This window comes from Yersinia antarctica (assembly GCF_056636475.1).
This window is the reverse complement of sequence record NZ_JBSJQF010000001.1, coordinates 4413356-4438809: the sequence shown is the minus strand read 5'-3', so window position 1 is coordinate 4438809 and position 25454 is coordinate 4413356. Positions and strand designations below refer to the sequence as shown.

The following is a 25454-nucleotide window of genomic DNA, read 5'->3' as shown; positions in this document are numbered from 1 at the left end:
ACAACAATGGCAAGTTACTTTATCGGCGTAGATGTAGGGACCGGCAGCGCAAGGGCCGGAGTATTCGATTTGCAGGGCCGCATGGTCGGGCAGGCCAGCCGTGAAATTACCATGTTTAAGCCCAAGGCGGATTTTGTTGAGCAGTCTTCCGATAATATCTGGCAGGCGGTGTGTAATGCGGTACGAGATGCGGTGAATCAGGCTGATATCAACCCGATCCAAGTGAAAGGGCTGGGGTTCGATGCCACCTGTTCGCTGGTGGTGCTGGATAAAGAAGGCAACCCGTTGACCGTTAGCCCGTCGGGGCGCAGCGAACAGAATGTAATTGTCTGGATGGATCATCGTGCCATTACCCAGGCTGAAAGAATTAATGCCACCAAACATCCGGTATTGGAGTTTGTTGGCGGCGTGATTTCACCTGAAATGCAAACTCCAAAACTGCTGTGGTTGAAACAGCATATGCCAACCACGTGGAGCAATGTCGGTCATCTGTTTGATTTACCGGATTTTCTCACCTGGCGAGCGACCAAAGACGAAACCCGTTCGCTTTGTTCTACGGTGTGTAAATGGACTTATCTGGGCCATGAGGATCGCTGGGATCCGTCCTATTTTAAATTGGTCGGGCTGGCTGATTTGCTGGACAACAATGCGGCGAAAATCGGTGCTAGCGTTAAACCGATGGGCGAGCCGTTGGGCCGTGGACTTAGCCAACGGGCGGCATCAGAAATGGGATTGATCCCTGGTACTGCGGTCAGTGTTTCTATTATTGATGCCCATGCTGGCACTATTGGCATCCTCGGTGCCAGTGGTGTGACTGGCGAAAATGCCAATTTTGATCGGCGCATTGCGCTGATTGGTGGTACCTCAACGGCACATATGGCGATGTCACGTTCCGCGCATTTTATTGGCGGCATCTGGGGACCCTATTATTCGGCTATTCTACCGGAGTACTGGCTAAATGAGGGCGGACAGTCGGCGACGGGAGCATTAATTGACCATATTATTCAAACACATCCGTGTTACCCAGAGCTGTTGGCACAGGCCAAAAGCAAAGGTGAGACTATTTACGAGGCGCTAAATCATATTCTGCGCCAGCTTGCCGGTGAACCGGAGAATATCGCCTTCCTCACCAAAGATATTCACATTTTGCCGTACTTCCACGGTAATCGTTCACCGCGCGCGAATCCGAATCTGACGGGCATTATTACCGGCTTGAAGCTGTCTACCACCTTTGAAGATATGGCGTTACGCTATTTGGCGACCATTCAGGCGCTGGCGCTGGGAACGCGGCATATCATCGAAACCATGAATAAGAACGGCTATTGCATTGACACTATGATGGCCAGCGGCGGCGGAACTAAAAACCCGATCTTTGTACAAGAACACGCTAATGCGACGGGTTGTGCCATGCTACTGCCGGAAGAGAGTGAAGCCATGTTGCTCGGCAGCGCCATGATGGGCACGGTCGCAGCAGGTGTGTTTGAGTCGCTGCCGGAGGCGATGGCTGCCATGAGCCGCATTGGTAAAACGGTCACACCGCAAACTAACAAAATCAAAGCCTATTACGACCGTAAATACCGCGTGTTCCACCAGATGTATCACGACCATATGCGTTATCAGGAACTGATGCAGGAGGAAGGATGAGCCAGAGTGATGAATGGCAAATAGCCAGTGACGCATGGATGACTTATAGCCGCGAGTTGGCGGCGTTAAAGGATAATGTCGATCCGCAGGTGTGGTTGCAGGTGCTGGAGATGTTGGCTGGGTGCCGTGGCAAAATCGCGGTAACTGGGGTGGGCACATCAGGTATTGCCGCACGAAAGGTTGCTCATATGCTGGCTTGCGTAGAGCAACCGGCGATTTACCTGAATGCCACTGATGCAGCGCACGGCGATTTGGGTTTCCTCGGGTCACAGGACATCATCATTTTGATCTCTCGTGGCGGGAATTCCGATGAGCTGACCCGGTTGCTGCCAACGCTGCAACGCAAGCAAGTGCAGATTATCAGTGTAACGGAAAACGAGCAGTCGGCTATCGCGCAGGTATCTGCCTTGGTGCTGAAAACACATGTGAAGCAAGAGATAGACCCGCTGAATATGTTAGCAACCACATCTATTGTTCTGGTATTAGCCCTGTTCGATGCTATCTGTGCCTGCCTGATGGCACGCAGAGGTTTTACTAAACAGGCCCTACTGGCGGTGCACCCTGGTGGAGATGTGGGTATCGAATTACGTAAACAGCAGTAATTAACCGATAAAAAACACTGCGCCAGTGTCATCGCGCGGTGTTTTTTATTCTCAATATTTCAATGTATTACCAGAAACCCAGCACTTTCCACCAGGCGCTACCGATAATCAGCCAGATAGGGATAACCACCAGACTGATCAGGAAACCAATCTTCCACCAGGTCGCCAGTGGGATAAAGTTACAACCAAACAGGATAGGGGCCGGGCCGCCAGAGTAGTGGGTAGTTGCCATATACAGGTTACTGAACATACCAAATACCAATACTGTCAGCATTGGCGGAGCACCTGCTGCAATAGCAATGGAGACAAAAATGGCATACATGGCACTGATATGGGCGATGGCACTGGCCATCATATAGTGGCTGTAATAGTACGCCAGCAGCAGGATTCCCATCATTGGCACCCAGTTCATCCCCTGCACTGAACCGGCAATTGATGAGCCAAACCAGGTAATAAAACCCAGCTTATTCAGTTGGCTGGCGAGTGTTAGCAGTACCGCAAACCAAATCACCGTATGCCAGGCTTCTTTCTCGGCAATCACATCATCCCAGGTCAGCGCGCCACTCAGTAATAGAATTGCCAGTCCAATAAAGGCGGTCATGGTGGCATCAATATTCAGTGCTGCGCCACATACCCACAGCGTCACCAGCCCGACGAAGACCGATAATACAATCCATTCGTTGCGGCTCATTGGCCCCATTTCTTTCAATTTCACCATTGCCAAGGCACGCATTTCCGGGGTTTTCTTTATTTCTGGCGGGTAGAAGCGATACAGCAACAACGGGATTACTGCCAAAGAGATTAAACCAGGGACGATGGCGGCCAATGCCCAACTGGTCCAGGTAATGGTAATCCCCATTTCACCGGCCAGTTTGCCAATCATTGGGTTGCCGGCCATTGAGGTCAGGAACATCGCACAGGTAATGGCATTACACTGGAAGATACATTGCACCAGAAATGCCCCGATTTTGTGTTCGGTACCGCGTTCTGGTGTCGATTCATAGGCTTCAGAAATTGAGCGAAACAGCGGCGTAATGATGCCACCACATCGGGCGGAGGTAGACGGCATCGCCGGTGCGAATAGCAAATCGGTCAGCACCAAACCATAAGCCAGACCTAGCGAGCTGTGGCCCAACTTACTGATAAACAGATAACCGACCCGGCGGCCAAAACCTGTTTTAATAAAGCCGCGTGAGATAAAGAAGGCGCAAGCGATCATCCAGATTGTCGGGTCAGCAAAACCGGCTAACACTTCTTTGATACTCAGCAAGCCTGTAGCCGCAACGACTGTCAGGCTGAATATCGCCATTGCGCCTAACGGATATGGCGACAAGATCAGGCCGATAACCGTCGCTGCAAAAACCGCCATGAGGTGCCAGGCGCGCGGGTCTACCGATTCCGGGACGGGGCTAAACCAGATACCTATCCCAATAAATAGGATAAGTAACATCCTTCCTATACGTGTTTTGAATATCGACATGATTATTTACCCTGATGCTATTTTATGTGCAGTGTTAATCATCGCCAGTGAAAAAAGCGGTAATAATGAGATGATTAAGGTGATGGTTATATGAAATAACTGTATAGATAAAATAACGTAGTCATTTTGATCAAAGTCATTCTTATATTGTTCGGGATGGGGATGCGTAGCGGGAGATATATATTATTCTGGCGAGAACAATTCAGACGGAATTTAGCGGTTACTCTACTTTATTAATTATCCTATGCGGGATTTTATCTGTTAAAACAACGTAATTTTGCATTAATAGACGAGAAGGTAAAGCCAGGGTAAATCTGAGTAGAGGAACGTCGGACAGATTAAATCTATTGGTAAAGATTAATGCATAAACGTTGCTTATTGGATTTATTACTTTTTGCCTACTGACAATTGAATATTATTCTGAGTGTAGCTCTATTTTTGGCAACAAAAAAACCCGCACCAAGGCGGGTTCTTTTTATTCAAAATAACGTAACTGCTCAGAGCTATCACCTTCATCTATCGTACGTTATTCCAATAGTTTTGGTATCTATTATTGGCTGTTACAGCGCAATAACATTTACCGCTGCTGGGCCTTTAGCGCCGTTCTCAATAGAGAACTCCACGTTTTGGCCTTCATCTAAGGTTTTAAAATCATTACTCTGGATGGCAGAGAAGTGAACGAACACATCTTTGCTACCATCAGCAGGAGAGATAAAACCAAAACCTTTATCAGCGTTAAACCATTTTACTAAACCAGTCATTTTATTAGACATAGAGATACTTCCTTCAATTATTTTTGATTGCCGCCATAGGCGAACGGATAGGCTTGGGTACAACTTATGGGGCACTTAGAAGGAATTTCGCGAAGAAGAGGTATCTGTCTGATAACGCTAATACGGAGAACTGCTTTACTAAAACTGCTTGCATAAATGTTACTGTCAACCGGGTACTGCTTATTACTTTATTTGGAGAGCGGGTTACACTGCTCGGGTCTGGCCGTCATCGCTATCGGCAACCTGCTCCCCTAATCACGCTGTATTACAGAGCGACTACGTTTACCGCTGATGGGCCTTTAGCGCCGTTCTCAATAGAGAACTCAACTTTTTGACCTTCATCTAACGTTTTGAAATCATTGCTCTGGATGGCAGAGAAGTGTACGAACACATCTTTGCTACCATCAGCAGGGGTGATGAAACCAAAACCTTTACCAGCGTCAAACCATTTTACTAAACCAGTCATTTTATTAGACATAGGGATACTTCCTTCAATTATTTTTTGCCACAATAGTGCGGCGAACGTGGTCTGTTTTTCAGCGGATTACTTATTTGGGCACTTAGGAGGAGACTCACGGAGAAGGGATATCTATGGATAACGCTTGAACTGAGGACTGCTTTACTAAAACTGCTTTCATAAGGTCTGTGTTCCAAACCGATGAGGCTATTTAACCACAACACATTCCTCGTGGCAACACAATATTTGACTATCATAATCAGTATCAATGGTTTTTTCATCTGGAATGGGGTGCGACGTAATGCCTTTTATGTTACTAAACAGCCTATTACACCGATAAAAGTTGTTGCTAAATTGTGGGGTAATATTTTGTGTTAATGCGCTCATAGCCGGAGGGGGATCCCCCCGGCTGGTTAATTTAGCGGGGAGAAACTGTTACTGTGCCGCTACGGTCACTGGCAATCATGACGCGTTGACCTGCACTGAAACGCGTTGGCCCTTGTGCCTGTACGACGACGATACTGCTGCCATCATCTCGGCGAATTTCCAGTTGTACACCTTCACTACGGTTCATGGCGCTTTGCACGCCTTGACCTGCCATACCACCGGCTACCGCACCACCTGCCGTTGCCAGGCTATTACCACGGCCACCACCTATAGTGTTACCCAAGAAGCCCCCGACTACAGCACCGCCAATGGCACCGGCCACATTATTTTCACTGCCGCCCTGAATGGTGACTGGCCGTGCAGAGATAACGGTGCCGTAGGTTACGGTCTGTACTTGTCGTGCCTGAGAGGCGGTGAAAGTATCACCAGACGCAGTTCTGTTGTTGGCACATCCACTTAATACTGTCGCTGTAAGTGCTACGGCAATGACCAGCTTATTCATAATCAAACCCCTATTATCGGTACAAATCAGACTTCGTCAGCAATACCCTTCCTACTTGACGTTGCAGCAGTGTTAGCTGTTTTCACTCTGAACCTTGGTCAGCTCAACGAGATTCGCTTGTTACCTTACTGTAACGGCAATTACTTTGAGTATAGATAATTGTTAACAATGACTATAGCGTGAGAACTCTTAATCTGAGGAGATAAATATGATAGCAGTGTACATATAGGCGGATTCTCGCCTTATTTTCATGTTACCGTCATGCTAAACATAGTCATTTATCGACTCAGGAAGGCTGTCTTGCTACGCTCTATTCTTGCCGCCAAAATTTTCCGCCTCGACTTAGGTCGACTAATCCTTATTCTAGCTGTAATGAGCGCTTTTGTGACGCTAGCGAACAGTTTCTATGCCAGTTATCGGGTACAGCGGCAGCTACTGATTGATAACACACTCGAAGCCAATCGTGTCTATGCGACTAAACTGGCATCCAGTACGGATATTTTCCTGAGAAGCGCGCAAAAGCAACTGCATTACAGCAGTATGATTGTCGCCAAGAATTTTGATGATCATGAGGCGCTGCAAGCGGAAACCGCACGGCTAAAATACCAAACCGATAGTTTTAACTCGGTGGTAATAACGGATGCGCATGGTGTTATCCGCGCAACATCCCCGGACAATCTCCAGTTATTAGGTCACGTATTGACATCACCAGGGTCAGTGGAGGCGTTAAAACTACGTCGCCCGGTAATTAGTAAGCCTTATGTATCGGCAGCAAATAATCTGGTTATCAATATCTCGACCCCCATCTTTACGCCGGATGGACGTTATCGCGGTTATATCGGCGGTACTATTTACCTGCGCAAGCAAAGTATTTTAAATGAGCTATTGGGTGAGCATTATTATCGTGATGGCTCCTATATCGTGGTGCTCGACAGCGATCGGCGCATCCTTTATCACCAAGATACCAGCCGTATCGGGGAAATACTTGAACCTAAACCCATCACGGAAGCGATAAAAACCTCCACTAACGGCAGCTTGATGGTTACCAGTACTAGCGGCGAATCAATGCTAGCGGGCTATGCCATTGTCGAACCCTCCGGTTGGGAAATCATTACCTTGCGGCCCGAAGCGTCAACGTTGAAGCCACTGGAAGGTTTAATGCTAAAAGGGCTTGGTCATATCACGCCATTGGCGCTACTCACTTTGCTGGGTGTTTGGCTGTTATCCCGGTTAATTGCCCGCCCGCTGTGGTTGCTCGCCGGCAGTGCCAACCATATGGATAAGCCCGATATTGCCAGCAGCATCAAGGAAATTCCTTCCTGGTATTTCGAATCGACCCAACTCAAACGGGCGCTATTGATTGGCATCAGTTTGTTGCAAAAGAAAATCGGTAAATTGAAGTTTGAGGCACAAACTGATCCCATGACTGGCCTGTTTAACCGGCGTGGATTGGCCATCACCCTCGAGCCTATCTCACAGCTTGGGCAGCATTTTTCGGTTATTGCACTGGATATTGACCACTTTAAGTCGATTAATGACGCTTACGGCCACGACGTTGGTGATGAGGTTATTAAGCAATTGGCAGTCCAAATCCGCGATAGCTCCCGTGACACGGATATCTTGTGTCGTAGCGGAGGGGAGGAGTTCCTGATGTTGCTGCCGGGTACTACGTTGGATGTGGCCACACAGGTCGCCAACCGGCTGCGTCAAAATGTAGAAAGGATGGTGATATCGGACATTCATCCTATTACGATTTCGCTAGGCGTGGCGTACTGGAATGGCGAGGGTATGCTGGAAGATTCGCTCAAACTGGCGGATGAAGCCCTATATCGAGCGAAACAGCAAGGGCGCAATCGGGTAGAGATTGCGTAATAAAAAAGGCGCGCTCCGTGTGGAGTACGCCTTTTTAAACAACAACTTAACTGACTAGTATCAGTTCATGCCGTATTTTTTCAATTTCTTACGTAGCGTGCCACGGTTGATGCCCATCATCAGGGCAGCGCGGGTTTGGTTGCCACGGGTGTATTGCATCACCATGTCCAACAATGGCTGTTCAACTTCAGCCAGTACCAACTCATACAGGTCACTCACATCCTGACCATTCAGTTGAGCAAAATAGTTCTTCAGTGCTTGTTTAACCGAGTCACGCAAAGGCTTTTGAGTCACCTGATCTTGTGAATTTACGGTTGCAACGGTCAGTACGTCAGAATTTACGCGTTGTTCGAACATAGTTCTGTCAGCTCTTTTTTCTGTTTACGCAAGATTTTCGAAATATGCCTCCAACGCCTCCAGCTGTTCGCTGGCATCCTCAATGGCGTTGAATGTGCGCCGAAACTGGTCGTTAGGGGCGTGCTCCTGGAGATACCAAGAGACGTGCTTACGTGCAATACGAAATCCCTTGCCTGGACCATAAAAGTCGTGCAATTCCCGTATATGCCCGTTTAACAAGCGCTGCACTTCGCCAAGTGGCATCGGTGGCAGCAGCTCCCCAGTGTCCAGATAATGCTGGATTTCCCGGAAGATCCAAGGTCTTCCCTGAGCGGCACGTCCTATCATCAGAGCATCAGCCCCAGTGTAGTCGAGCACCGCTCTGGCTTTATGCGGGTCAGTGATGTCGCCATTCGCGATAACGGGAATGGAAACAATCTGCTTAACTGCCCGAATGCTGTCGTATTCCGCCTCACCATTAAACAGGCAAGAACGGGTTCGGCCATGAATCGTCAGGGCTTGTATACCACAATTTTCGGCCAGTTGGGCAATTTCTATACAATTACGGTGTTCGGTCGACCAACCCGTCCTGATCTTCAGCGTTACTGGCGCATCTACCGCATTAACCACCGCGGAGAGGATTTGTTTAACCAAATCAGGATGTTGCAATAATGCAGAACCTGCCAGCTTGCGATTCACTTTCTTGGCCGGACATCCCATATTGATATCGATGATTTGTGCACCATTAGCCACATTGATTCTGGCTGCTGCTGCCATCTCATCCGGGTCGTTACCGGCAATTTGCACGGTACGAATCCCAGGCTCATCGCTATGAACCATACGCAAACGTGACTTATCCGTCCGCCAGACCTCGGGATTCGAGGAGAGCATTTCAGATACCGTCATCCCAGCCCCCATGCCATGACATAGCGCTCTGAAGGGGCGGTCTGTTATACCAGCCATCGGGGCGGCAATCAGGCAATTTGTAAGCTGGAAGTGTCCAATACGCATAGACAAAGAATGACCACACTGTGTCCGTAAGGGCGCGTATATTACGCATTTTTGCGCCCAGATGAAAGGCCAAACTTTGACCAATTGATGAAAAAAGAGCGATAAAATACCCGCCAAGCTGTGCTAATTAATTATTTATTCATATATAACATGGTTTTAACTGAAATTGATTAATTTGTGCGCTTCAGGATTTTCTCCTAAACATCACAATTATCGACTAGTTATGCTACATCTGTCTGGTCGAAAGTGCTGATTTATTCATCAAATCAATGATAAAGCACAGATGGAAATGAGTCAGACCTCCCATTTTGATTAAAAAGAGAGTGTGGTGGATTGCCAGAAATGCTAACTCAGCAAGGGATGTGATGGCCCCTGCTAAGGTTTAACAGCCCTGGCAGGGGAGTCGGTTTTTGCGCGTTTACTGCTTGATACCGGTAATACGGCACCACTCTTCTTTCTCTGCCACTGGGTCGAGGGTGAACTTATCCTCGTAAGCCTGTGCGACGCCCACAGCCTGGGTCGCCAGTACCCCAGACAGACCCAAATGACCGCCGGTTACCGGTAGTACACTAATCAGTGGCGCCAGTTCGCGCAAGGGGCCTGCCAGAATATTGGCGACCACCACATCAGCAGATAAGTCTGCTGGCTGGTCTTTGGCGAGATACAGCTCCAGACGCTCTGAAACGCCGTTACGCTGTGCGTTATCACGACTGGCCTGAATGGCCTGCGGATCGATATCGATGCCAATAGCGCGCGTTGCACCGAGTTTTAGCGCTGCAATTGCCAGGATGCCAGAGCCACAACCGAAGTCGATAACAGTTTTACCGTCCAGGCTGAGGCCATCGAGCCATTGCAGACACAATGCGGTGGTTGGATGGGTACCGGTACCAAATGCCAAACCGGGGTCCAGCATCACGTTGACCGCGGTTGGGTCCGGCACATCACGCCAGCTCGGGCAGATCCACAGGCGCTCACCGAAACGCATCGGATGGAAATTATCCATCCATTCACGTTCCCAATCCTTATCTTCCAACTGCTCAATCTTATGGATAAAGCCTTTACCGAGTTGCGGGTTGTATTCCAGCATGGCGATCACTGCGGCCATCTCCGTTTCAGCATCATACAGGCCAATCACATCAGTATCGCCCCACAGTCGAGTTTCGCCTGGTAGCGGCTCAAACACCGGATTATCGTGGGTATCCTGAAACGTAACTGACACCGCGCCACTTTCAATCAATGCGTCCCCAAGGGATTCGGCCTGATTGCCGGTGGTGTTTAATTTTAGTTGAATCCAAGGCATGACTTTTCTCTCAAAAGCTCAATCCCCTTCATCTTTCAAGTCGCAGGGGTGTTGGCTGTGCTCACGCCACCCGAATCACTTGACTGTGTAAGCTCATCGGGATGCCCTCGCTTGCCGCCTTCCTGCATCTTGAAATCTATTGGGTATATAATTGAGCTGATATAAATTAATCGTTTCTAATCAGCGCTAACTACCACGGGCTGCCGCGCTCTAGCCCTGTCGCCAAACTGATTACCGATATAAAACGCCAGCAGATTAAGCACCAGTGACGGCACTATCGGGTGTAGGCCGGCTATCTTAATATTGAAACTGGCCAATACCGTATAGCATACCGCACCGACAATCATAGAGCTAAGGGCTCCGTGAGCATTGGCGCGCTCCCAGTACAGCCCCAGCACCAATGGCCAGAGGAATACCGCTTCCAGACCACCAAAGGCCAACAGATTCAGCCAGATAATCATTTCTGGCGGCCGCCAGGCAGCAAGTAACAGTAACAGTCCCAGAATAAGCGTCGATAAGCTGGAAATACGCGCCAACTTGCGTTCATTCTTCAACTCTTCTGGCCACAGATTGAGATATAAATCTTTCACGATGGTTGCAGAAGATTGCAGCAACTGGGCATTGATGGTCGACATAATCGCCGCCATGGGTGCCGCCAGAAAGATCCCGGCAGCAAAGGGCGGCAACACGGTGATCATCAGTGTCGGGATCACCTGATCGGGGATCTTCAGGTCCGGCAGGATAGCCCGGCCCAATGCGCCAGCCAAATGCATGCCGAACATCAGGATGGCGACCACAATGGTGCCGATGATAATGCCACGATGTACCGCTTTGCTATCACGATACGAAATACAGCGCACGGCAGTATGTGGCAGGCCAATCACGCCAAAGCACACTAGGATCCAGAACGAGGCCATAAACGGCAAATCAAGGATCTTGTCACCACCTTGCGGTGAAACTAGCGCTGGATCAATATGTTGTAGTGTATCGACGGCTTTATGCAACCCGCCTGCGGCATGGATCACTGCAACCAATAGCAAAATAGTGCCGATCAACATTACCAGCCCTTGCAAGGCATCGTTCAATACACTGGCGCGGAAACCACCAAAAGAGGTATATAACGCGATACTGATACCAAATATTAATAAGCCGGTATCGTAAGGAATGCCTGCCGCAGTTTCCAGTAAACGTGCACCACCAATAAATTGCACGGTCATGGCACCGACAAACGCCACCAACAAACTGATACTGGCCAGCCACACCAGCAATCGGCTCTGATAGCGGGCATACAGCATATCGTTGAGGGTTACAGCGTTATAGCGGCGCGCCAGAATGGCAAACTTCTTGCCCAGAACACCCAGCGACAGCCAGACCGCAGGTAACTGGATCATCGCCAATAACACCCAGCCAAGGCCATACTTATAGGCAGCACCCGGCCCGCCAATAAATGAACTGGCACTGATATAAGTGGCGGTCAGGGTCATTGCCAGTACGAATCCTCCCATCGAGCGATTGCCGATAAAGTATTCGTTTAGAAAACTTCCGGTTTTTTGGCGGGTATAGGCATAAATTGATAAGCCAAATACCATTGCCAGATAGCCCACTAATGGCAGGACAACATCAGTTTGCATTCTCATCCTCCAACGGAATATCGCGGAAGACGAAACGCACCATCAGAGCGCACAACACAATAAACACCAGTGGCAGCGCAATACAGGCGGCTTCAAACCAAGCCGGGAGGCCAGTCATGCCGGGGATATTACCGGGTAAATACGCAGTCAATATCCAGCAAGCCAGATAAGCCAATGTTAAACCAAAGGCCCAGCGCGCTTCTTTGTGGGCTTGTATGAATCTTGTTTCCATTGTTCTCCCCATACCCTTTGTACTTGGCGCGACAGCGTTGTTAGCCGCTCTCACCCACCCGAATCACTGACGTGAGTCAGCTCATCGGGATGTGTTCGTTTGCTGCCTGGCTGTCACACCAATTACTGTGGGTAATAATATCTTTGTACTTGGCGCGACAGCGTTGTTAGCCGCTCTCACCCACCCGAATCACTGACGTGAGTCAGCTCATCGGGATGTGTTCGTTTGCTGCCTGGCTGTCACACCAATTACTGTGGGTAATAATATCTTTGTACTTGGCGCGACAGCGTTGTTAGCCGCTCTCACCCACCCGAATCACTGACGTGAGTCAGCTCATCGGGATGTGTTCGTTTGCTGCCTGGCTGTCACGCCCATTACTGTGGGTAATAATACCTTTGTACTTGGCGCGACAGCATTGTTAGCCGCTCTCACCCACCCGAATTTACTTATCGGATTTCATTAGATTGCCGCTCGACTACAACACCAATAACTTCAGATAGATAAGTCGAAATAAAGTCTCAAAAGAAAAAAGACCGGTGATTAACCGGCCTTGATATAAAAGACTAACAGCATGGAGGGCGAAATATCAGGTTTCTTGTAACCCGAGTTTCTTCTCCAGATAGTGGATATTGGTGCCACCGTGCTGGAAGTTTTCGTCGTTCATGATGCGCAGCTGTAACTCAACGTTGGTTTTGATACCGTCGATAATGAGTTCCGCCAGCGCATTTTTCATGCGAGCAATCGCCACGTCACGGTTTTCACCGTAAGTGATCAGCTTGCCGATCATGGAGTCATAATATGGTGGCACAGTATAACCGGCGTAAATATGAGACTCCCAACGCACACCAAAACCGCCCGGCGCATGGAAACGGGTAATTTTACCCGGACTTGGCAGGAAGGTATTCGGGTCTTCGGCGTTGATACGGCATTCCACGGCGTGGCCGTGTACCTTCACTTCATCTTGTTTGATGGAGAGAGGTTGGCCCGCAGCGATACGCAGTTGTTCTTTGATCAAATCCACACCGGTGATCATTTCGGTAACCGGATGTTCAACCTGAATACGGGTGTTCATTTCAATGAAATAGAACTCGCCGTTTTCATACAGGAACTCGAAAGTCCCCGCACCACGATAGCCGATCTCTACACAGGCTTTCGCGCAGCGCTCACCGATATAACGGCGCAATTCGCTGGTGATGCCCGGTGCTGGTGCCTCTTCAACCACTTTCTGGTGGCGGCGCTGCATAGAACAGTCACGCTCAGCCAGATAGATAGCATTACCCTGACCGTCAGCCAAAATCTGAACTTCGATATGGCGTGGGTTCTCAAGGTATTTTTCCATATAAACCATGTCGTTATTGAAAGCCGCTTTGGCTTCCGCACGGGTCATGTTGATGGACTGCTCGAGATCTTTATCATGACGAACCACACGCATGCCACGACCACCACCACCACCTGATGCCTTGATAATGACCGGGTAACCGATACGTTTGGCAAAGGCTTTATTCTTGGTAGTGTCGTCAGTCAATGGGCCGTCAGAGCCAGGTACGCAAGGTACACCAGCTTTCTTCATCGCGCTTATTGCTGAAACTTTATCACCCATCAGGCGAATAGTTTCGGCACGTGGGCCGATAAAGATGAAACCTGAACGTTCTACCTGTTCGGCAAAATCAGCATTTTCAGACAGGAAGCCATAGCCGGGGTGAATAGCCACCGCGCCGGTGATCTCAGCCGCAGAAATGATTGCCGGGATGTTCAGATAGCTTTTAACAGAAGGCGCGGGACCAATACAAACAGTCTCGTCAGCCAATAACACATGTTTAAGATCACGATCCGCAGTAGAGTGAACTGCCACAGTTTTGATCCCCAGCTCTTTACAAGCTCGCAGGATACGCAGCGCAATCTCACCACGGTTAGCGATTACGATTTTATCAAGCATGGAACGCCTCGTTACTCGATGACGACAAGAGGCTCGTCGAATTCAACCGGCTGACCGTTTTCAACCAGAATGGCTTTTACAGTACCGGATTTATCTGCTTCGATTTGGTTCATCATTTTCATCGCTTCAACGATGCAAAGAGTGTCACCAGCAGAAACTTTCTGACCTACTTCAATGAAGGCTTTAGCATCCGGGCTCGGGGTGCGGTAGAAAGTACCGACCATTGGGGAGCGCACGATATGGCCACTGATTGCTGCTGGTGCAGCCGCTTCAGCAGGTGCTGGTGCAACGGCGGCAGCCAGTGCGGGCTGTTGCTGTGGTGCAGCAAAAGCATATGGCTGTTGCATCATTGGGTAGTTTGGTGCGGCGGGAGCACGACTGATACGTACTGACTCTTCGCCTTCTGAGATTTCCAGCTCTGAAATGCCGGACTCTTCAACCAGTTCGATCAGTTTCTTAATCTTACGAATATCCATGAGTGTGATTCCGTACTCTTTGTGTGTTGCATTAGTTGGATTTTGACAAGCGATTTACCGCTGCCTGTAAAGCAAAGTTGTAGCCATCTGCGCCAAGTCCACAGATTACGCCAACTGCAATATCAGAGAGATATGAATGATGACGGAAAGGCTCCCGGGCATGCACGTTAGATAAATGGATCTCGATAAACGGGATCTGTACACCTAACAATGCATCACGCAGTGCCACGCTGGTATGCGTAAACGCTGCTGGGTTGATCAGGATAAAATCGGTATTACCCCGTGCCTGATGAATTCTATCGATCAGCGCGTGTTCTGCATTTGACTGCAAATGAGACAGCGCCACATCCAATCCCTGAGCTTGAGCCTCTAACTGACTGACAATCTCAGCCAATGTAGTGTAACCGTACTTTTCCGGTTCACGCGTTCCAAGCAGATTCAGGTTAGGGCCATTCAGAAGCAAAATGTGCAACTTATCCGACATTGTGCTGGTATCTCCGGCAATTAGTCCATCATCGTAAAAAATAACCTGATGTCACCGATTTGTCACCTTTTTACGACGAATTTGACACTGCGATCGGCACTAAGGTCGGGCATTATAATGATATCGTAGCAATTAGCAGCTAAATACTGGTCTTATCAGCGAAGATATTCAATAGAAAAGAGTGCGAACTGTGCGTTCAGCATTATTTATGACGGGGAGAATCATGATAAGTTCCGGCCACTAACGGCACCATTGCCGAAATTTTTTATAGCGTAGTGCCAGCAATATAACCGCCGCCACGGCGTAGATAATCGGCAGTGGCGAAAGCGTTTTCACCGACCAAAGATAATGAATTGGCGCAAGGATGGCGACAACATACACCAAATTATGCAGTTTTTGCCAGTTGGGTCCCATTTTTCGTTGCGCCCATAAGGTGGAGGTGACTGCCAGTGACAGTAACAATAACCAACTGATAATTCCCAATGTCAGATAGGGGCGGGTGACCAGCTCGCGCCCCAGCAGGCCAATATTACTCAGGCCCAGTTCCAGCAAGGAGTAGCTGACTAAATGCAGGGTTCCCCAGGCAAAACACCATAAGCCTAATAACCGGCGGCAGCGGATCAACAGGGGCTGTTTACCATAACGCGCCAGCGGCGTGACCACTAAAGTAGCTAGCAATAGTTTCAGTGTCATGCGGCCGGTAAAATGCTGAATATCTTTGGCGGGGTCGGCACTGAGCCAACCCTGATTAACCGATAAAATAAGCCACAGCAAAGGCAGCACTGCTGCCAGCCAGATAGCCACTTTTAACCCTTTAATCTGCCGTAGACTCAGGCGCATCAGAAATTCTCCCGCAGATCCAAGCCACGGTAGAGGGATGCAACTTGGTCCGCATAACCGTTGAACAGCAGAGTAGGTTGGCGCTGCACATCAAGGATACCGCCGGCGCCGATAAAACGCTCAGTAGCTTGCGACCAACGCGGATGATCGACATGGGGATTCACATTGGCATAAAAACCATATTCGTTAGGCGCACTGAGGTTCCAAGTGGTGGGCGGCTGATCATGGGTCAGGCGAATATGAACGATAGATTTTATCCCTTTAAAACCATATTTCCACGGTGTGATAAGCCGCAGCGGGGCACCATTTTGCGGTGGCAGGGCTTTGCCATACACCCCCAGAGTCATAAAGGCGAGTGGATGCATAGCTTCATCCAGTCGTAAGCCTTCGACATACGGATATTTTAGCCCGCCACCAATAAAACGGTCTTCCTGTCCCGGCATCTGATCCGGTGCATACAGCGTTTGAAATGCGACATAGCGGGCATTACTGGTCGGTTCAACCAGCTTGAGCAGTTTCCCTAACTCAAAACCAATCCATGGCACCACCATGGACCAGGCCTCGACGCAGCGCATACGATAAATGCGTTCTTCCAGCGGGAAGCGTTTTATCAGGTCATCGATATCCAGTGTCATTGGTTTAGCCACATCACCGTCGATACGTATCTGCCAACCCTCAGTTTTTAGCGTGCCAGCATTGGCGGCGGGATCAGCTTTATCCAGACCAAATTCGTAGAAGTTATTGTAACCAGTCACTTTCTCTTCCGGCGTCATCGCCAGATCCGGGTGGTACACCGTTGATTTGGTAAACTCCAGTGGCTTACCTGAGGGCGCTTTAGGGCGATCATTGCCTTTAAACCATGCCAACAAGTCGGCCTGTGCCGCGGTGGGCAAGGCCAGTGACGCCGCCGTGATCCCCAACGCCTGCAACACCTTGCGGCGCTGATAGAAAATACTTTCCGGCGTGACGTCAGCTTCGGTCAGCTTGCGTGGTTTGGTACTGCTACCACGGAGACTATTTTTTGAATGAGAGAACAAGTTGTGCATAGACCTACTCCATCGGGCAGGGGAGTCATACTGACCATTATGGTATTAATCATGGCGGCTTATGGACACAAGTGCGAGGCTGCTGGGAAAAATATGAAATTTCTGAGAGCGGAGTGATAGGGCCGGGTGGTAGCAATATCCACCCGGTGACTTTTGTAAAATCAATAATTAGCGAACTTTAACCAACGTCCGGCCAGTGACTTCATTCGCCAGCAGGCGTGCGGCGATAGTTGGCGCATCTGCCAGCGTGATGGACTGTGATGCCTGCTGATAGAAGCTGTCAGGTAAGATTTTCAGCAGCCGCTGCCAGGCTTGCTGGCGGCGCGGTTGAGGTGTCATCACCGAATCCACGCCCTGCAAGCGCACGTTGCGCAGAATAAATGGCATCACGGTGGTGGGCAGAGTATAGCCACCCGCCAAGCCACAGGCGGCAACGGTGCTGTTGTAATTCATCTGTGCCAGCACTTTGGCCAGCAATTTGTCGCCGACAGTATCGATTGCACCAGCCCACAACTGTTTTTCCAGTGGGCGCGACGCATCAAGATAATCATTGCGGGAGAGCACCCGATGCGCACCGAGACTTTTCAGGTAGTCACTGTTGCTGTCACGACCCGAGATCGCCGCAATCTGGTAACCGAGCGCCGACAGTAAGGCAATTGCAGTGCTACCTACGCCACCACTGGCCCCGGTGACCACCACTTCGCCACTTTCAGGGGTGACACCACCGTCTTCCAAAGCCATGACGCACAACATGGCGGTGAACCCTGCGGTACCGATAATCATGGCTTTTCGGGGTTCCAATCCTTCAGGCATGGGGACCAGCCAGTCGCCATTAACACGCGCTTGCTCGGCTAAACCGCCCCAATGATTTTCGCCCACCCCCCAGCCGGTCAGTAACACTGACTGACCGATATGAAAACGTGGGTCTTCACTGCTGTGAACAGTGCCAGCAAAATCAATGCCTGGAACCATAGGGAATTCGCGGATAATCTTCCCTTTACCGGTGATGGCTAGCGCGTCTTTATAATTCAGGCTGGACCAATTGACATCAACCGTGACATTACCGGCTGGCAATTGCGAGGGCGATATTTCACGCACTTCGGCGACAGTACGGCCTTCAATTTGCTCAAGTACAAGTGCTCGCATGTATCACTCTCCCGATATATTTTTCTGCAACGCCAATAACGTTGGGTATAAATAGTGTGGATAATTCAAAAAAGGGATGGGTTAAGAGTGAGCTAATATAGCGGTAACAGCAACCTTCGAGCCTGATCAAGAACAAAAATCAATTCATTGATTTTTATCATGGCTATCCTTTGAAGAGGGATTAATCGAACATCAGGGAAAGGGGCGAAAATATTGTGTTATTGTCGCATTATGAAGTAAAAAGTCAGTTTTATAGCCTATTTTTGTCATATAGTGTGCTCCTCAAGGGAAATGAGGACTTTTCTTCACTTAATTGCGCTTCGCAAGGCTAAGGGATGCGATTTACAACCAAACTTTCTGCGTTTATGACGCTACTGGTCGTCTCGGCTATGTGCTTAGTGCTACTGGGTAGCACGGTAAGTTTCTTCTATTTGTGCCAGAAAAAAATGGAGCATCGTCTCCAAAGTATCGTGACAGCTTATGATCAGTCGCTTCTGCTGCAACCGGCGGATAAAGCGCGAGAGTGGCTGCCTATTATGATGCGAACAGTTGGTGTGGTGGAGCTTAGCATTCAGGATCAAGCCAACACGCTATATCATCTCAAGCTCCCTGCAATTTATACACCCTGGAATAGCGAAAGCAGGCACCGCAACCTGGTGGTACCGATGCTGCATCAACCCGGGGCTTCGATGCATTTCACCTATATTGACCCTTTGAGCAGCTACGCCCGCTCTCTGTACGCTGCGGCTGTTTTATCGCTGGTGGTTGTGGTGATTGCCATGATGCTACTGCTAAGTTTTCGTTGGTTGCGTGATCAGACCGCAGGCCAGGAAAAACTGGAGCGCCGAGCGAGGCGTATTCTTAACGGCGAACGTGAATATGCTATCAGTAGCGACGGACATGAATGGCCGCCTTGCGCCAGTCGTGCCATTGATCGGCTATTGGCCGAATTGATAGAGGTGAGGGAGGAGCGTAACCGTGTTGATACACTGATTCGCGCTTTTGCCGCCCGAGATGCCAAAACCGGTCTCAGTAATCGCCAGTTTTTTGATAATCAACTCACTACCCAATTGGAGGAAGAGGGCGCCCATGGGGTAGTAATCATGGTGCAGTTGCCTGATTTTGATAGTTTAAATGATACGGATGACCATCAGCAGGTACAAGAACTGATGCATTCGTTGATTAACTTGCTTTCTTCTTTTGTTGCTCGTCATCCCTCTGCACTATTAGCGCGTTACCATCAGAGTGATATCGCGATTTTGCTGCCCCATAAGACGCTGAAAGATGCCGATGTTATGGCTGCCCAATTGGTTCATGCGGTCGGGGCGTTACCTGAACCCCATGTTATTGACCGCGAATCATTGCTGCATATGGGGATTGTGGCGTATCGCAGTGGTGAGTCCGTTGAACAGATTATGGATAATGCTGGACAAGCGACTAAAAATGCGGCGATGTATGGGGGGAATGGCTGGTATGTATTCGATACTCAAGTGTCAGAAAAAGGGCGTGGTAGTGTCAAATGGCGTACTTTGCTGGAGCAGACGCTGGCTAACGGCGGGCCAAGGCTTTATCAGAAGCCGGTGATTACTGTTGACGGTAAAATTCATCACCGTGAAATAATCAGCCGTATATATGATGGTGAGCAAGAGTTGTTGGCTGCTGAATTTACACCATTAGTGCAGTTGCTCGGTCTGGCTGAGCGTTATGACCGTCAAAAAATTGATCGGATAATTCCTTTATTAGCTTTATGGCCGGACGAAACTCTGGCATTTTCTATCTGCGTTGATTCATTATTGCAGCGTTCTTTCCAGCGTTGGCTGCGTGATACGCTCTTACAATGCAGAAAGTCTGATAGAAAGCGAATTATCTTTGAACTTGCAGAGGCAGATGTGTGTCAACATATCGACCAAATCCGTCCGATGATGCGTTTATTGCTTGGCGTGGGCTGCAAGGTGATGGTGTCGCAGGCCGGATTAACGGTTGTTAGCACCTCTTACATCAAATCACTGCGGGTTGAAATGATTAAACTTCATCCTGGGTTAGTAAGAAGCATTAATTTACGTTATGAAAATCAGTTGTTTGTGGAAAGTCTGACCGGTGCCTGTGCGGGGACGGATACAAAAGTTTTTGCCGCAGGAGTGCTTACCCGTGAAGAATGGCAAACGCTGAAGGATAAGGGGATTTATGGTGGACAGGGCAATTTTTTTGCTCCGCCAACACTTTTGAACCCCGGAAAGAAAAAATATTCGTATTAGGGCTATGTTTAGCCTGATCGTTGAGCAAAAATTAACGTAGAATGTGCCAGTCATTTCCGTAAATCGTTGGTGGGCGCTTACTTCCGACGAGAATCAGGTTAAATGTTAGATTTTATGTGCTGTGTTACGCCGGTCGTTACGCAGAATCTGTGTTGTGCCGAGGGTTTATTCAACCTTTTCAAGCGATATGGGTTCGTGATGGAACGAGATGTCAACAACGCAGCTACTTTTTCACCGAATCAGGACGTTTTTGCGCCTTGTCGCTGCTTCGTGTGGTTGGTAAAGTAGGCGGATTTTATTTTCCGCCCCCAGCTTGCAGGATTATCCTTTCGTTATGTTTAAGAAATTTCGTGGCATGTTTTCCAACGACTTGTCCATCGACTTGGGTACCGCCAATACCCTTATTTATGTTAAAGGACAAGGCATTGTACTGAATGAACCTTCAGTGGTTGCTATTCGCCAGGATCGTGCCGGTTCACCGAAGAGCGTTGCGGCTGTGGGCCATGATGCCAAACAGATGCTTGGGCGTACCCCCGGCAATATCGCAGCTATTCGCCCAATGAAAGACGGCGTTATTGCCGATTTCTTTGTTACCGAGAAAATGCTGCAACACTTTATCAAGCAGGTTCACAGCAACAGCTTTATGCGCCCAAGTCCGCGTGTATTGGTGTGCGTACCGGTCGGGGCTACTCAGGTTGAGCGCCGTGCGATCCGTGAATCCGCTCAGGGCGCTGGCGCTCGTGAAGTGTTTTTGATTGAAGAGCCTATGGCTGCGGCTATTGGTGCCGGGCTGCCGGTTTCTGAAGCAACCGGTTCGATGGTTGTGGATATTGGTGGCGGTACCACAGAAGTGGCCGTTATCTCTCTGAACGGCGTAGTTTACTCTTCTTCTGTCCGTATCGGTGGCGACCGCTTTGATGAAGCGATCATTAATTATGTGCGCCGTAACTACGGTTCATTGATTGGTGAAGCGACTGCCGAACGTATCAAGCACAGCATCGGTTCTGCTTACCCGGGTGATGAAGTTCTGGAAATTGAAGTGCGCGGTCGTAACCTTGCTGAAGGTGTACCTCGTGGCTTTACACTGAACTCCAATGAGATCCTTGAAGCGCTGCAAGAGCCGCTAACGGGTATCGTTAGCGCGGTAATGGTTGCGCTGGAACAGTGTCCGCCAGAATTGGCCTCTGACATCTCTGAACGCGGTATGGTGCTGACCGGTGGTGGTGCATTGCTGCGTAACCTGGACCGCCTGCTGATGGAAGAGACCGGTATTCCGGTAGTGGTGGCAGAAGATCCATTGACCTGCGTCGCTCGCGGCGGTGGCAAAGCGTTGGAAATGATCGACATGCATGGCGGCGATTTGTTCAGCGAAGAATAATAGTCAGCCAAAAAGGAGGAGAACTAGATCAGATGAATCGATATCCAGCTTACTCAACGTAAGAAGGATAAATTCGTCCGATTTAGCGCCTCCTTTTGTCGTCGAGGAATACGCATAATTTATGAAGCCGATTTTTAGCCGGGGTCCATCCCTGCAATTGCGACTGTTCTTTGCCGTTCTTGCAGCCATTGTTTTGGTTATCGCTGATAGCCGATTGGGCACGTTTGTCAAAATACGTACCTATATGGACACTGCCGTTAGCCCTTTCTATTTTCTGGCCAATGGGCCACGCAAAGTTCTCGACAACGTTTCTGAAACTCTGGCTACCCGTGAACAGCTAGAGTTGGAAAACCGTGCATTACGCCAAGAGTTGTTGCTTAAAAATACTGATCTTCAGTTGCTCGGGCAATTTAAGCAGGAAAATAACCGCTTACGTGAATTGCTGGGTTCTCCTTTGCGTCAGGATGAACAAAAAATGGTCACGCAGGTGATGTCCAGCGGGACAGATCCTTACAGTGATCAGGTGGTTATCGATAAAGGTTCTAACAACGGGGTATACGAAGGCCAGCCGGTTATCAGTGACCGTGGTGTCGTCGGCCAGGTTGTCGCGGTGAGTAAACTAACCAGCCGTGTATTATTAATTTGTGATGCCTCCCATGCGCTACCGATTCAGGTGCTGCGTAATGATATTCGTGTGATTGCCGCAGGGAGTGGCTGTACCGATGATTTATTACTAGAGCACTTACCCAGTAATACAGATATTCGCGTTGGTGATGTATTAGTGACATCCGGGTTAGGTGGACGTTTCCCTGAAGGTTATCCGGTCGCGGTGGTCTCTTCTGTCAAAGTTGATAATCAGCGGGCTTATACCGTGATTCAGGCTCGACCAACCGCTGATTTACAGCGCCTACGCTACTTGTTGTTATTGTGGGGGGCCGACCGTAATGGCGAGATGCCATTGCCGCCAACTGAAGTTCGCCGCGTAGCCAATGAACGACTGGCTCCGATGATGTCACAAGTGCTGCCTGCCGCAGATGCTATGGGGCCACCGGCACCATCGGCCGCTACAACCGCCACACCAACAGCAGTGACTGCGCCGGGAGTATCGCCATGAACCGTTACAGCAGCAATGGCCGTTGGGTTATCTGGTTATCCTTCCTGATTGCCATGGTGCTGCAAATTATGCCGTGGCCGGAACAGATTTATATGTTCCGACCGTCATGGCTGGCATTGGTATTAATTTATTGGGTGATGGCATTACCCCACCGTGTGAATGTTGGCACCGGCTTTGTTCTCGGGCTGATTATGGATCTTATTTTGGGTTCAACACTTGGGGTTCGAGCGCTGGCACTCAGTATTATTGCTTATCTGGTCGCTTTTAAGTTTCAACTATTCCGCAATATGGCACTGTGGCAGCAGGCACTCATCGTGATGCTGCTTTCACTCACCATGGATGTCGTGGTGTTCTGGTCTGAGTTTTTAGTGATTAATGTCTCATTCCGCCCAGAAGTATTCTGGAGTAGTGTAATTAACGGTATTTTGTGGCCTTGGCTATTCTTGTTAATGCGTAAAATTCGCCGCCAATTTGCGGTGCAATAAGGACTTAAGACCCATGACTGCCCTGTATCTTGCCTCTGGCTCTCCGCGTCGCCGTGAATTACTGGCCCTGCTTGATGTCCCTTTTGAGGTACTGAAAACCGAGGTCGAAGAGCAACGCCATCCAGAGGAGAGTGCGCAAGAGTATGTCCGGCGCTTAGCGTTGGAGAAAGCTCAGGCTGGGGTGAAGGTCGCACCACAGGATCTGCCGGTATTAGGGGCCGATACCATCGTGGTGTTAAATGGGCAAGTTTTAGAAAAACCACGGGATAAAACCGATGCGCAGCGAATATTGAATGCGCTGTCCGGTCAGCAACATCAGGTGATTACTGCGGTGTCTCTGGCTGATCGGCAAGATGTATTATCTGCCATGGTGGTGACAGATGTGACATTTCGTGTGTTATCCCAGTTGGAAATCAGTGACTATATTGCTACCGGTGAACCCATGGACAAAGCGGGCGCTTACGGTATTCAGGGGAAAGGTGGTTGTTTCGTCAGAACCATTACCGGCAGTTACCATGCCGTAGTGGGGCTGCCGTTGGTAGAAACCCATGAATTACTAAGTAATTTCATTGCGCTACGTAATGTGAGAGGAATACATGACAGCTGAATTACTGGTCAATATCACACCGTCTGAAACGCGAGTTGCCTACATTGATGGTGGCATCTTGCAAGAAATACACATTGAGCGAGAAGCGAAAAGAGGGATCGTCGGTAATATCTACAAAGGTCGTGTCAGCCGGGTTTTACCGGGCATGCAAGCGGCGTTTGTCGATATTGGTCTGGATAAGGCCGCCTTCCTCCATGCCTCCGATATCATGCCCCACACCGAATGCGTGGCCGGGGATGAACAGAAAAATTTCAATGTGCGCGATATCGCTGAACTGGTGCGCCAGGGACAGGATTTAATGGTGCAGGTGGTGAAAGACCCCCTCGGCACCAAAGGCGCACGTTTGACCACGGATATCACTCTACCCTCTCGTTATCTGGTACTCATGCCAGGAGCGGCCCATGTTGGGGTGTCGCAGCGAATTGAAAGTGAAGTCGAACGCGAACGTCTGAGAAAAACCGTGGCGGCTTACTGCGATGAACAGGGCGGTTTTATTATCCGTACTGCCGCTGAAGGAATTGGCGAAGAAGAGCTATCAGCCGATGCTGCCTTCCTCAAGCGCCTGTGGACTAAAGTCCAGGAGCGGAAGAAACGCAATATCACCAAATATAAGTTGTATGGCGAGATGGCACTGGCGCAACGTGTACTGCGTGATTTTGCCGGTGCGGCACTGGATAAAATCCGAATCGACTCCAAGCTGACTTATGACCTGCTGGTGGAATTTACCAGCGAATACATTCCTGAAATGACTGCAAAGCTGGATTTGTACTCGGGCAAACAGCCAATTTTCGATCTTTACGATGTTGAAAATGAAATCCAGCGCTCATTGGAACGTAAAGTTGAGCTAAAATCAGGTGGTTACCTGATTATTGATCAAACTGAAGCCATGACCACCGTGGATATCAACACCGGTGCTTTTGTGGGGCATCGTAATCTCGACGAGACTATTTTCAATACCAATATTGAAGCCACTCAGGCCATTGCCCGCCAGCTACGCATGCGTAATTTGGGGGGGATTATCATTATTGATTTCATTGATATGAGTAATGAAGAGCATCGTCGTCGTGTATTGCATTCATTAGAACAGGCATTGAGTAAAGATCGGGTAAAAACCAGTATTAATGGTTTCTCTCAGCTAGGCTTAGTCGAAATGACCCGCAAACGCACGCGGGAGAGCATCGAGCATGTTTTATGCAACGAATGTCCAACCTGCCGTGGCCGTGGCACCGTTAAATCGGTAGAAACCGTGTGCTATGAGATATTGCGTGAAATTGTCCGAGTGCACCACGCTTACGATTCTGATCGCTTCCTGGTCTATGCGTCTCCAGCGGTAGGAGAAGCACTGAAAGGTGAGGAGTCGCATGCTCTGGCTGAAGTGGAGATCTTCGTCGGCAAGCAGGTCAAAGTGCAGATTGAACCACTGTATAACCAAGAACAGTTTGATGTGGTGATGATGTAAG

24 protein-coding genes are annotated in these 25454 nt (G+C 49.2%); 9 read left to right on the top strand and 15 right to left on the bottom strand.

What is annotated here, in order from left to right; all coding sequences use genetic code 11:
• Positions 1–6 precede the first annotated feature (6 nt).
• Both ACWJJO_RS20545 and ACWJJO_RS20540 read left to right on the top strand, forming a co-directional pair.
• Positions 7–1644, top strand: a complete 1638-nt coding sequence (locus ACWJJO_RS20545; RefSeq protein ID WP_083162163.1) for an FGGY-family carbohydrate kinase — start codon at positions 7–9, stop codon at positions 1642–1644.
• Positions 1641–2246, top strand: a complete 606-nt coding sequence (locus ACWJJO_RS20540; protein WP_083162165.1) for a KpsF/GutQ family sugar-phosphate isomerase — start codon at positions 1641–1643, stop codon at positions 2244–2246. Before ACWJJO_RS20545 ends, ACWJJO_RS20540 begins: the two co-directional genes overlap by 4 nt.
• A gap of 67 nt (positions 2247–2313) precedes the next feature.
• Here the strand turns inward: ACWJJO_RS20540 and ACWJJO_RS20535 are convergent, their stop codons facing one another.
• The 4 genes from ACWJJO_RS20535 to ACWJJO_RS20520 all read right to left on the bottom strand — a co-directional run bounded on the left by ACWJJO_RS20535 (position 2314) and on the right by ACWJJO_RS20520 (position 5845).
• Positions 2314–3726 (bottom strand): anion permease, encoded by a 1413-nt coding sequence (locus tag ACWJJO_RS20535; RefSeq protein WP_481091469.1) that lies wholly within the window; start codon positions 3724–3726, stop codon positions 2314–2316.
• 560 nt (positions 3727–4286) lie between these two features.
• Entirely contained in the window at positions 4287–4499 is a 213-nt protein-coding gene (gene cspE / locus ACWJJO_RS20530) for a transcription antiterminator/RNA stability regulator CspE (protein WP_083162167.1), read from the bottom strand.
• Between the two features lie 265 nt (positions 4500–4764).
• On the bottom strand, positions 4765–4977 hold the full coding sequence (cspE, locus tag ACWJJO_RS20525) for a transcription antiterminator/RNA stability regulator CspE (protein WP_005163090.1): 213 nt from the start codon (positions 4975–4977) through the stop codon (positions 4765–4767).
• 397 nt (positions 4978–5374) lie between these two features.
• Complete coding sequence (locus ACWJJO_RS20520) at positions 5375–5845, bottom strand: outer membrane lipoprotein (RefSeq protein ID WP_083162175.1); 471 nt, start codon at positions 5843–5845, stop codon at positions 5375–5377.
• Positions 5846–6157: 312 nt separating this feature from the next.
• Here ACWJJO_RS20520 and ACWJJO_RS20515 point away from each other — a divergent pair, with 312 nt between their 5' ends.
• Complete coding sequence (locus ACWJJO_RS20515; RefSeq protein ID WP_083164029.1) at positions 6158–7717, top strand: sensor domain-containing diguanylate cyclase; 1560 nt, start codon at positions 6158–6160, stop codon at positions 7715–7717.
• 60 nt (positions 7718–7777) lie between these two features.
• Here the strand turns inward: ACWJJO_RS20515 and fis are convergent, their stop codons facing one another.
• From fis to acuI, 11 genes are all read right to left on the bottom strand, one after another.
• Positions 7778–8074 (bottom strand): DNA-binding transcriptional regulator Fis, encoded by a 297-nt coding sequence (fis, locus tag ACWJJO_RS20510; protein WP_002210061.1) that lies wholly within the window; start codon positions 8072–8074, stop codon positions 7778–7780.
• A 24-nt stretch (positions 8075–8098) separates the two neighbouring features.
• A complete protein-coding gene (gene dusB / locus ACWJJO_RS20505) occupies positions 8099–9064 on the bottom strand; it encodes a tRNA dihydrouridine synthase DusB (RefSeq protein ID WP_083162177.1) in 966 nt (321 codons plus the stop codon).
• A gap of 418 nt (positions 9065–9482) precedes the next feature.
• Positions 9483–10364, bottom strand: coding sequence for a 50S ribosomal protein L11 methyltransferase (prmA, locus tag ACWJJO_RS20500; protein WP_083162179.1), 882 nt, complete (start codon positions 10362–10364; stop codon positions 9483–9485).
• A gap of 176 nt (positions 10365–10540) precedes the next feature.
• On the bottom strand, positions 10541–11995 hold the full coding sequence (panF, locus tag ACWJJO_RS20495; RefSeq protein WP_372560387.1) for a sodium/pantothenate symporter: 1455 nt from the start codon (positions 11993–11995) through the stop codon (positions 10541–10543).
• Positions 11985–12227, bottom strand: a complete 243-nt coding sequence (locus tag ACWJJO_RS20490) for a YhdT family protein (protein WP_481091468.1) — start codon at positions 12225–12227, stop codon at positions 11985–11987. The genes panF and ACWJJO_RS20490 overlap by 11 nt, the downstream gene beginning before the upstream one ends.
• A gap of 586 nt (positions 12228–12813) precedes the next feature.
• On the bottom strand, positions 12814–14163 hold the full coding sequence (gene accC / locus ACWJJO_RS20485) for an acetyl-CoA carboxylase biotin carboxylase subunit (protein ID WP_083162186.1): 1350 nt from the start codon (positions 14161–14163) through the stop codon (positions 12814–12816).
• Between the two features lie 11 nt (positions 14164–14174).
• Positions 14175–14639 (bottom strand): acetyl-CoA carboxylase biotin carboxyl carrier protein, encoded by a 465-nt coding sequence (gene accB / locus ACWJJO_RS20480; protein ID WP_004701474.1) that lies wholly within the window; start codon positions 14637–14639, stop codon positions 14175–14177.
• 31 nt (positions 14640–14670) lie between these two features.
• Positions 14671–15123: a type II 3-dehydroquinate dehydratase gene (gene aroQ, locus ACWJJO_RS20475; protein WP_083162188.1), complete on the bottom strand. Its 453-nt coding sequence runs from the start codon at positions 15121–15123 to the stop codon at positions 14671–14673.
• Positions 15124–15363: 240 nt separating this feature from the next.
• Positions 15364–15963, bottom strand: coding sequence for a protein-methionine-sulfoxide reductase heme-binding subunit MsrQ (gene msrQ / locus ACWJJO_RS20470; RefSeq protein ID WP_442847488.1), 600 nt, complete (start codon positions 15961–15963; stop codon positions 15364–15366).
• Positions 15963–17009: a protein-methionine-sulfoxide reductase catalytic subunit MsrP gene (gene msrP / locus ACWJJO_RS20465; protein ID WP_083162192.1), complete on the bottom strand. Its 1047-nt coding sequence runs from the start codon at positions 17007–17009 to the stop codon at positions 15963–15965. Before msrP ends, msrQ begins: the two co-directional genes overlap by 1 nt.
• 168 nt (positions 17010–17177) lie before the next feature.
• Positions 17178–18155: an acrylyl-CoA reductase (NADPH) gene (gene acuI, locus ACWJJO_RS20460; protein ID WP_372569711.1), complete on the bottom strand. Its 978-nt coding sequence runs from the start codon at positions 18153–18155 to the stop codon at positions 17178–17180.
• A 335-nt stretch (positions 18156–18490) separates the two neighbouring features.
• On the opposite strand from acuI, the gene csrD reads away from it, so the two are divergent.
• From csrD to rng, 6 genes are all read left to right on the top strand, one after another.
• Positions 18491–20410 carry an RNase E specificity factor CsrD gene (gene csrD / locus ACWJJO_RS20455; protein ID WP_102970523.1) on the top strand — a complete coding sequence of 640 codons (1920 nt, stop codon included), beginning with the start codon at positions 18491–18493 and terminating at the stop codon, positions 20408–20410.
• 334 nt (positions 20411–20744) lie between these two features.
• Positions 20745–21788, top strand: a complete 1044-nt coding sequence (gene mreB, locus ACWJJO_RS20450) for a rod shape-determining protein MreB (RefSeq protein ID WP_002228205.1) — start codon at positions 20745–20747, stop codon at positions 21786–21788.
• Between the two features lie 121 nt (positions 21789–21909).
• A complete protein-coding gene (gene mreC, locus ACWJJO_RS20445; protein ID WP_083162196.1) occupies positions 21910–22902 on the top strand; it encodes a rod shape-determining protein MreC in 993 nt (330 codons plus the stop codon).
• Positions 22899–23387, top strand: coding sequence for a rod shape-determining protein MreD (gene mreD, locus ACWJJO_RS20440; RefSeq protein ID WP_032906981.1), 489 nt, complete (start codon positions 22899–22901; stop codon positions 23385–23387). Before mreC ends, mreD begins: the two co-directional genes overlap by 4 nt.
• Positions 23388–23400: 13 nt before the next feature.
• Complete coding sequence (locus ACWJJO_RS20435) at positions 23401–23994, top strand: Maf family protein (RefSeq protein WP_083162198.1); 594 nt, start codon at positions 23401–23403, stop codon at positions 23992–23994.
• Positions 23984–25453, top strand: a complete 1470-nt coding sequence (rng, locus tag ACWJJO_RS20430; protein WP_481091467.1) for a ribonuclease G — start codon at positions 23984–23986, stop codon at positions 25451–25453. Before ACWJJO_RS20435 ends, rng begins: the two co-directional genes overlap by 11 nt.
• The last annotated feature ends 1 nt before the right edge of the window (position 25454 follow it).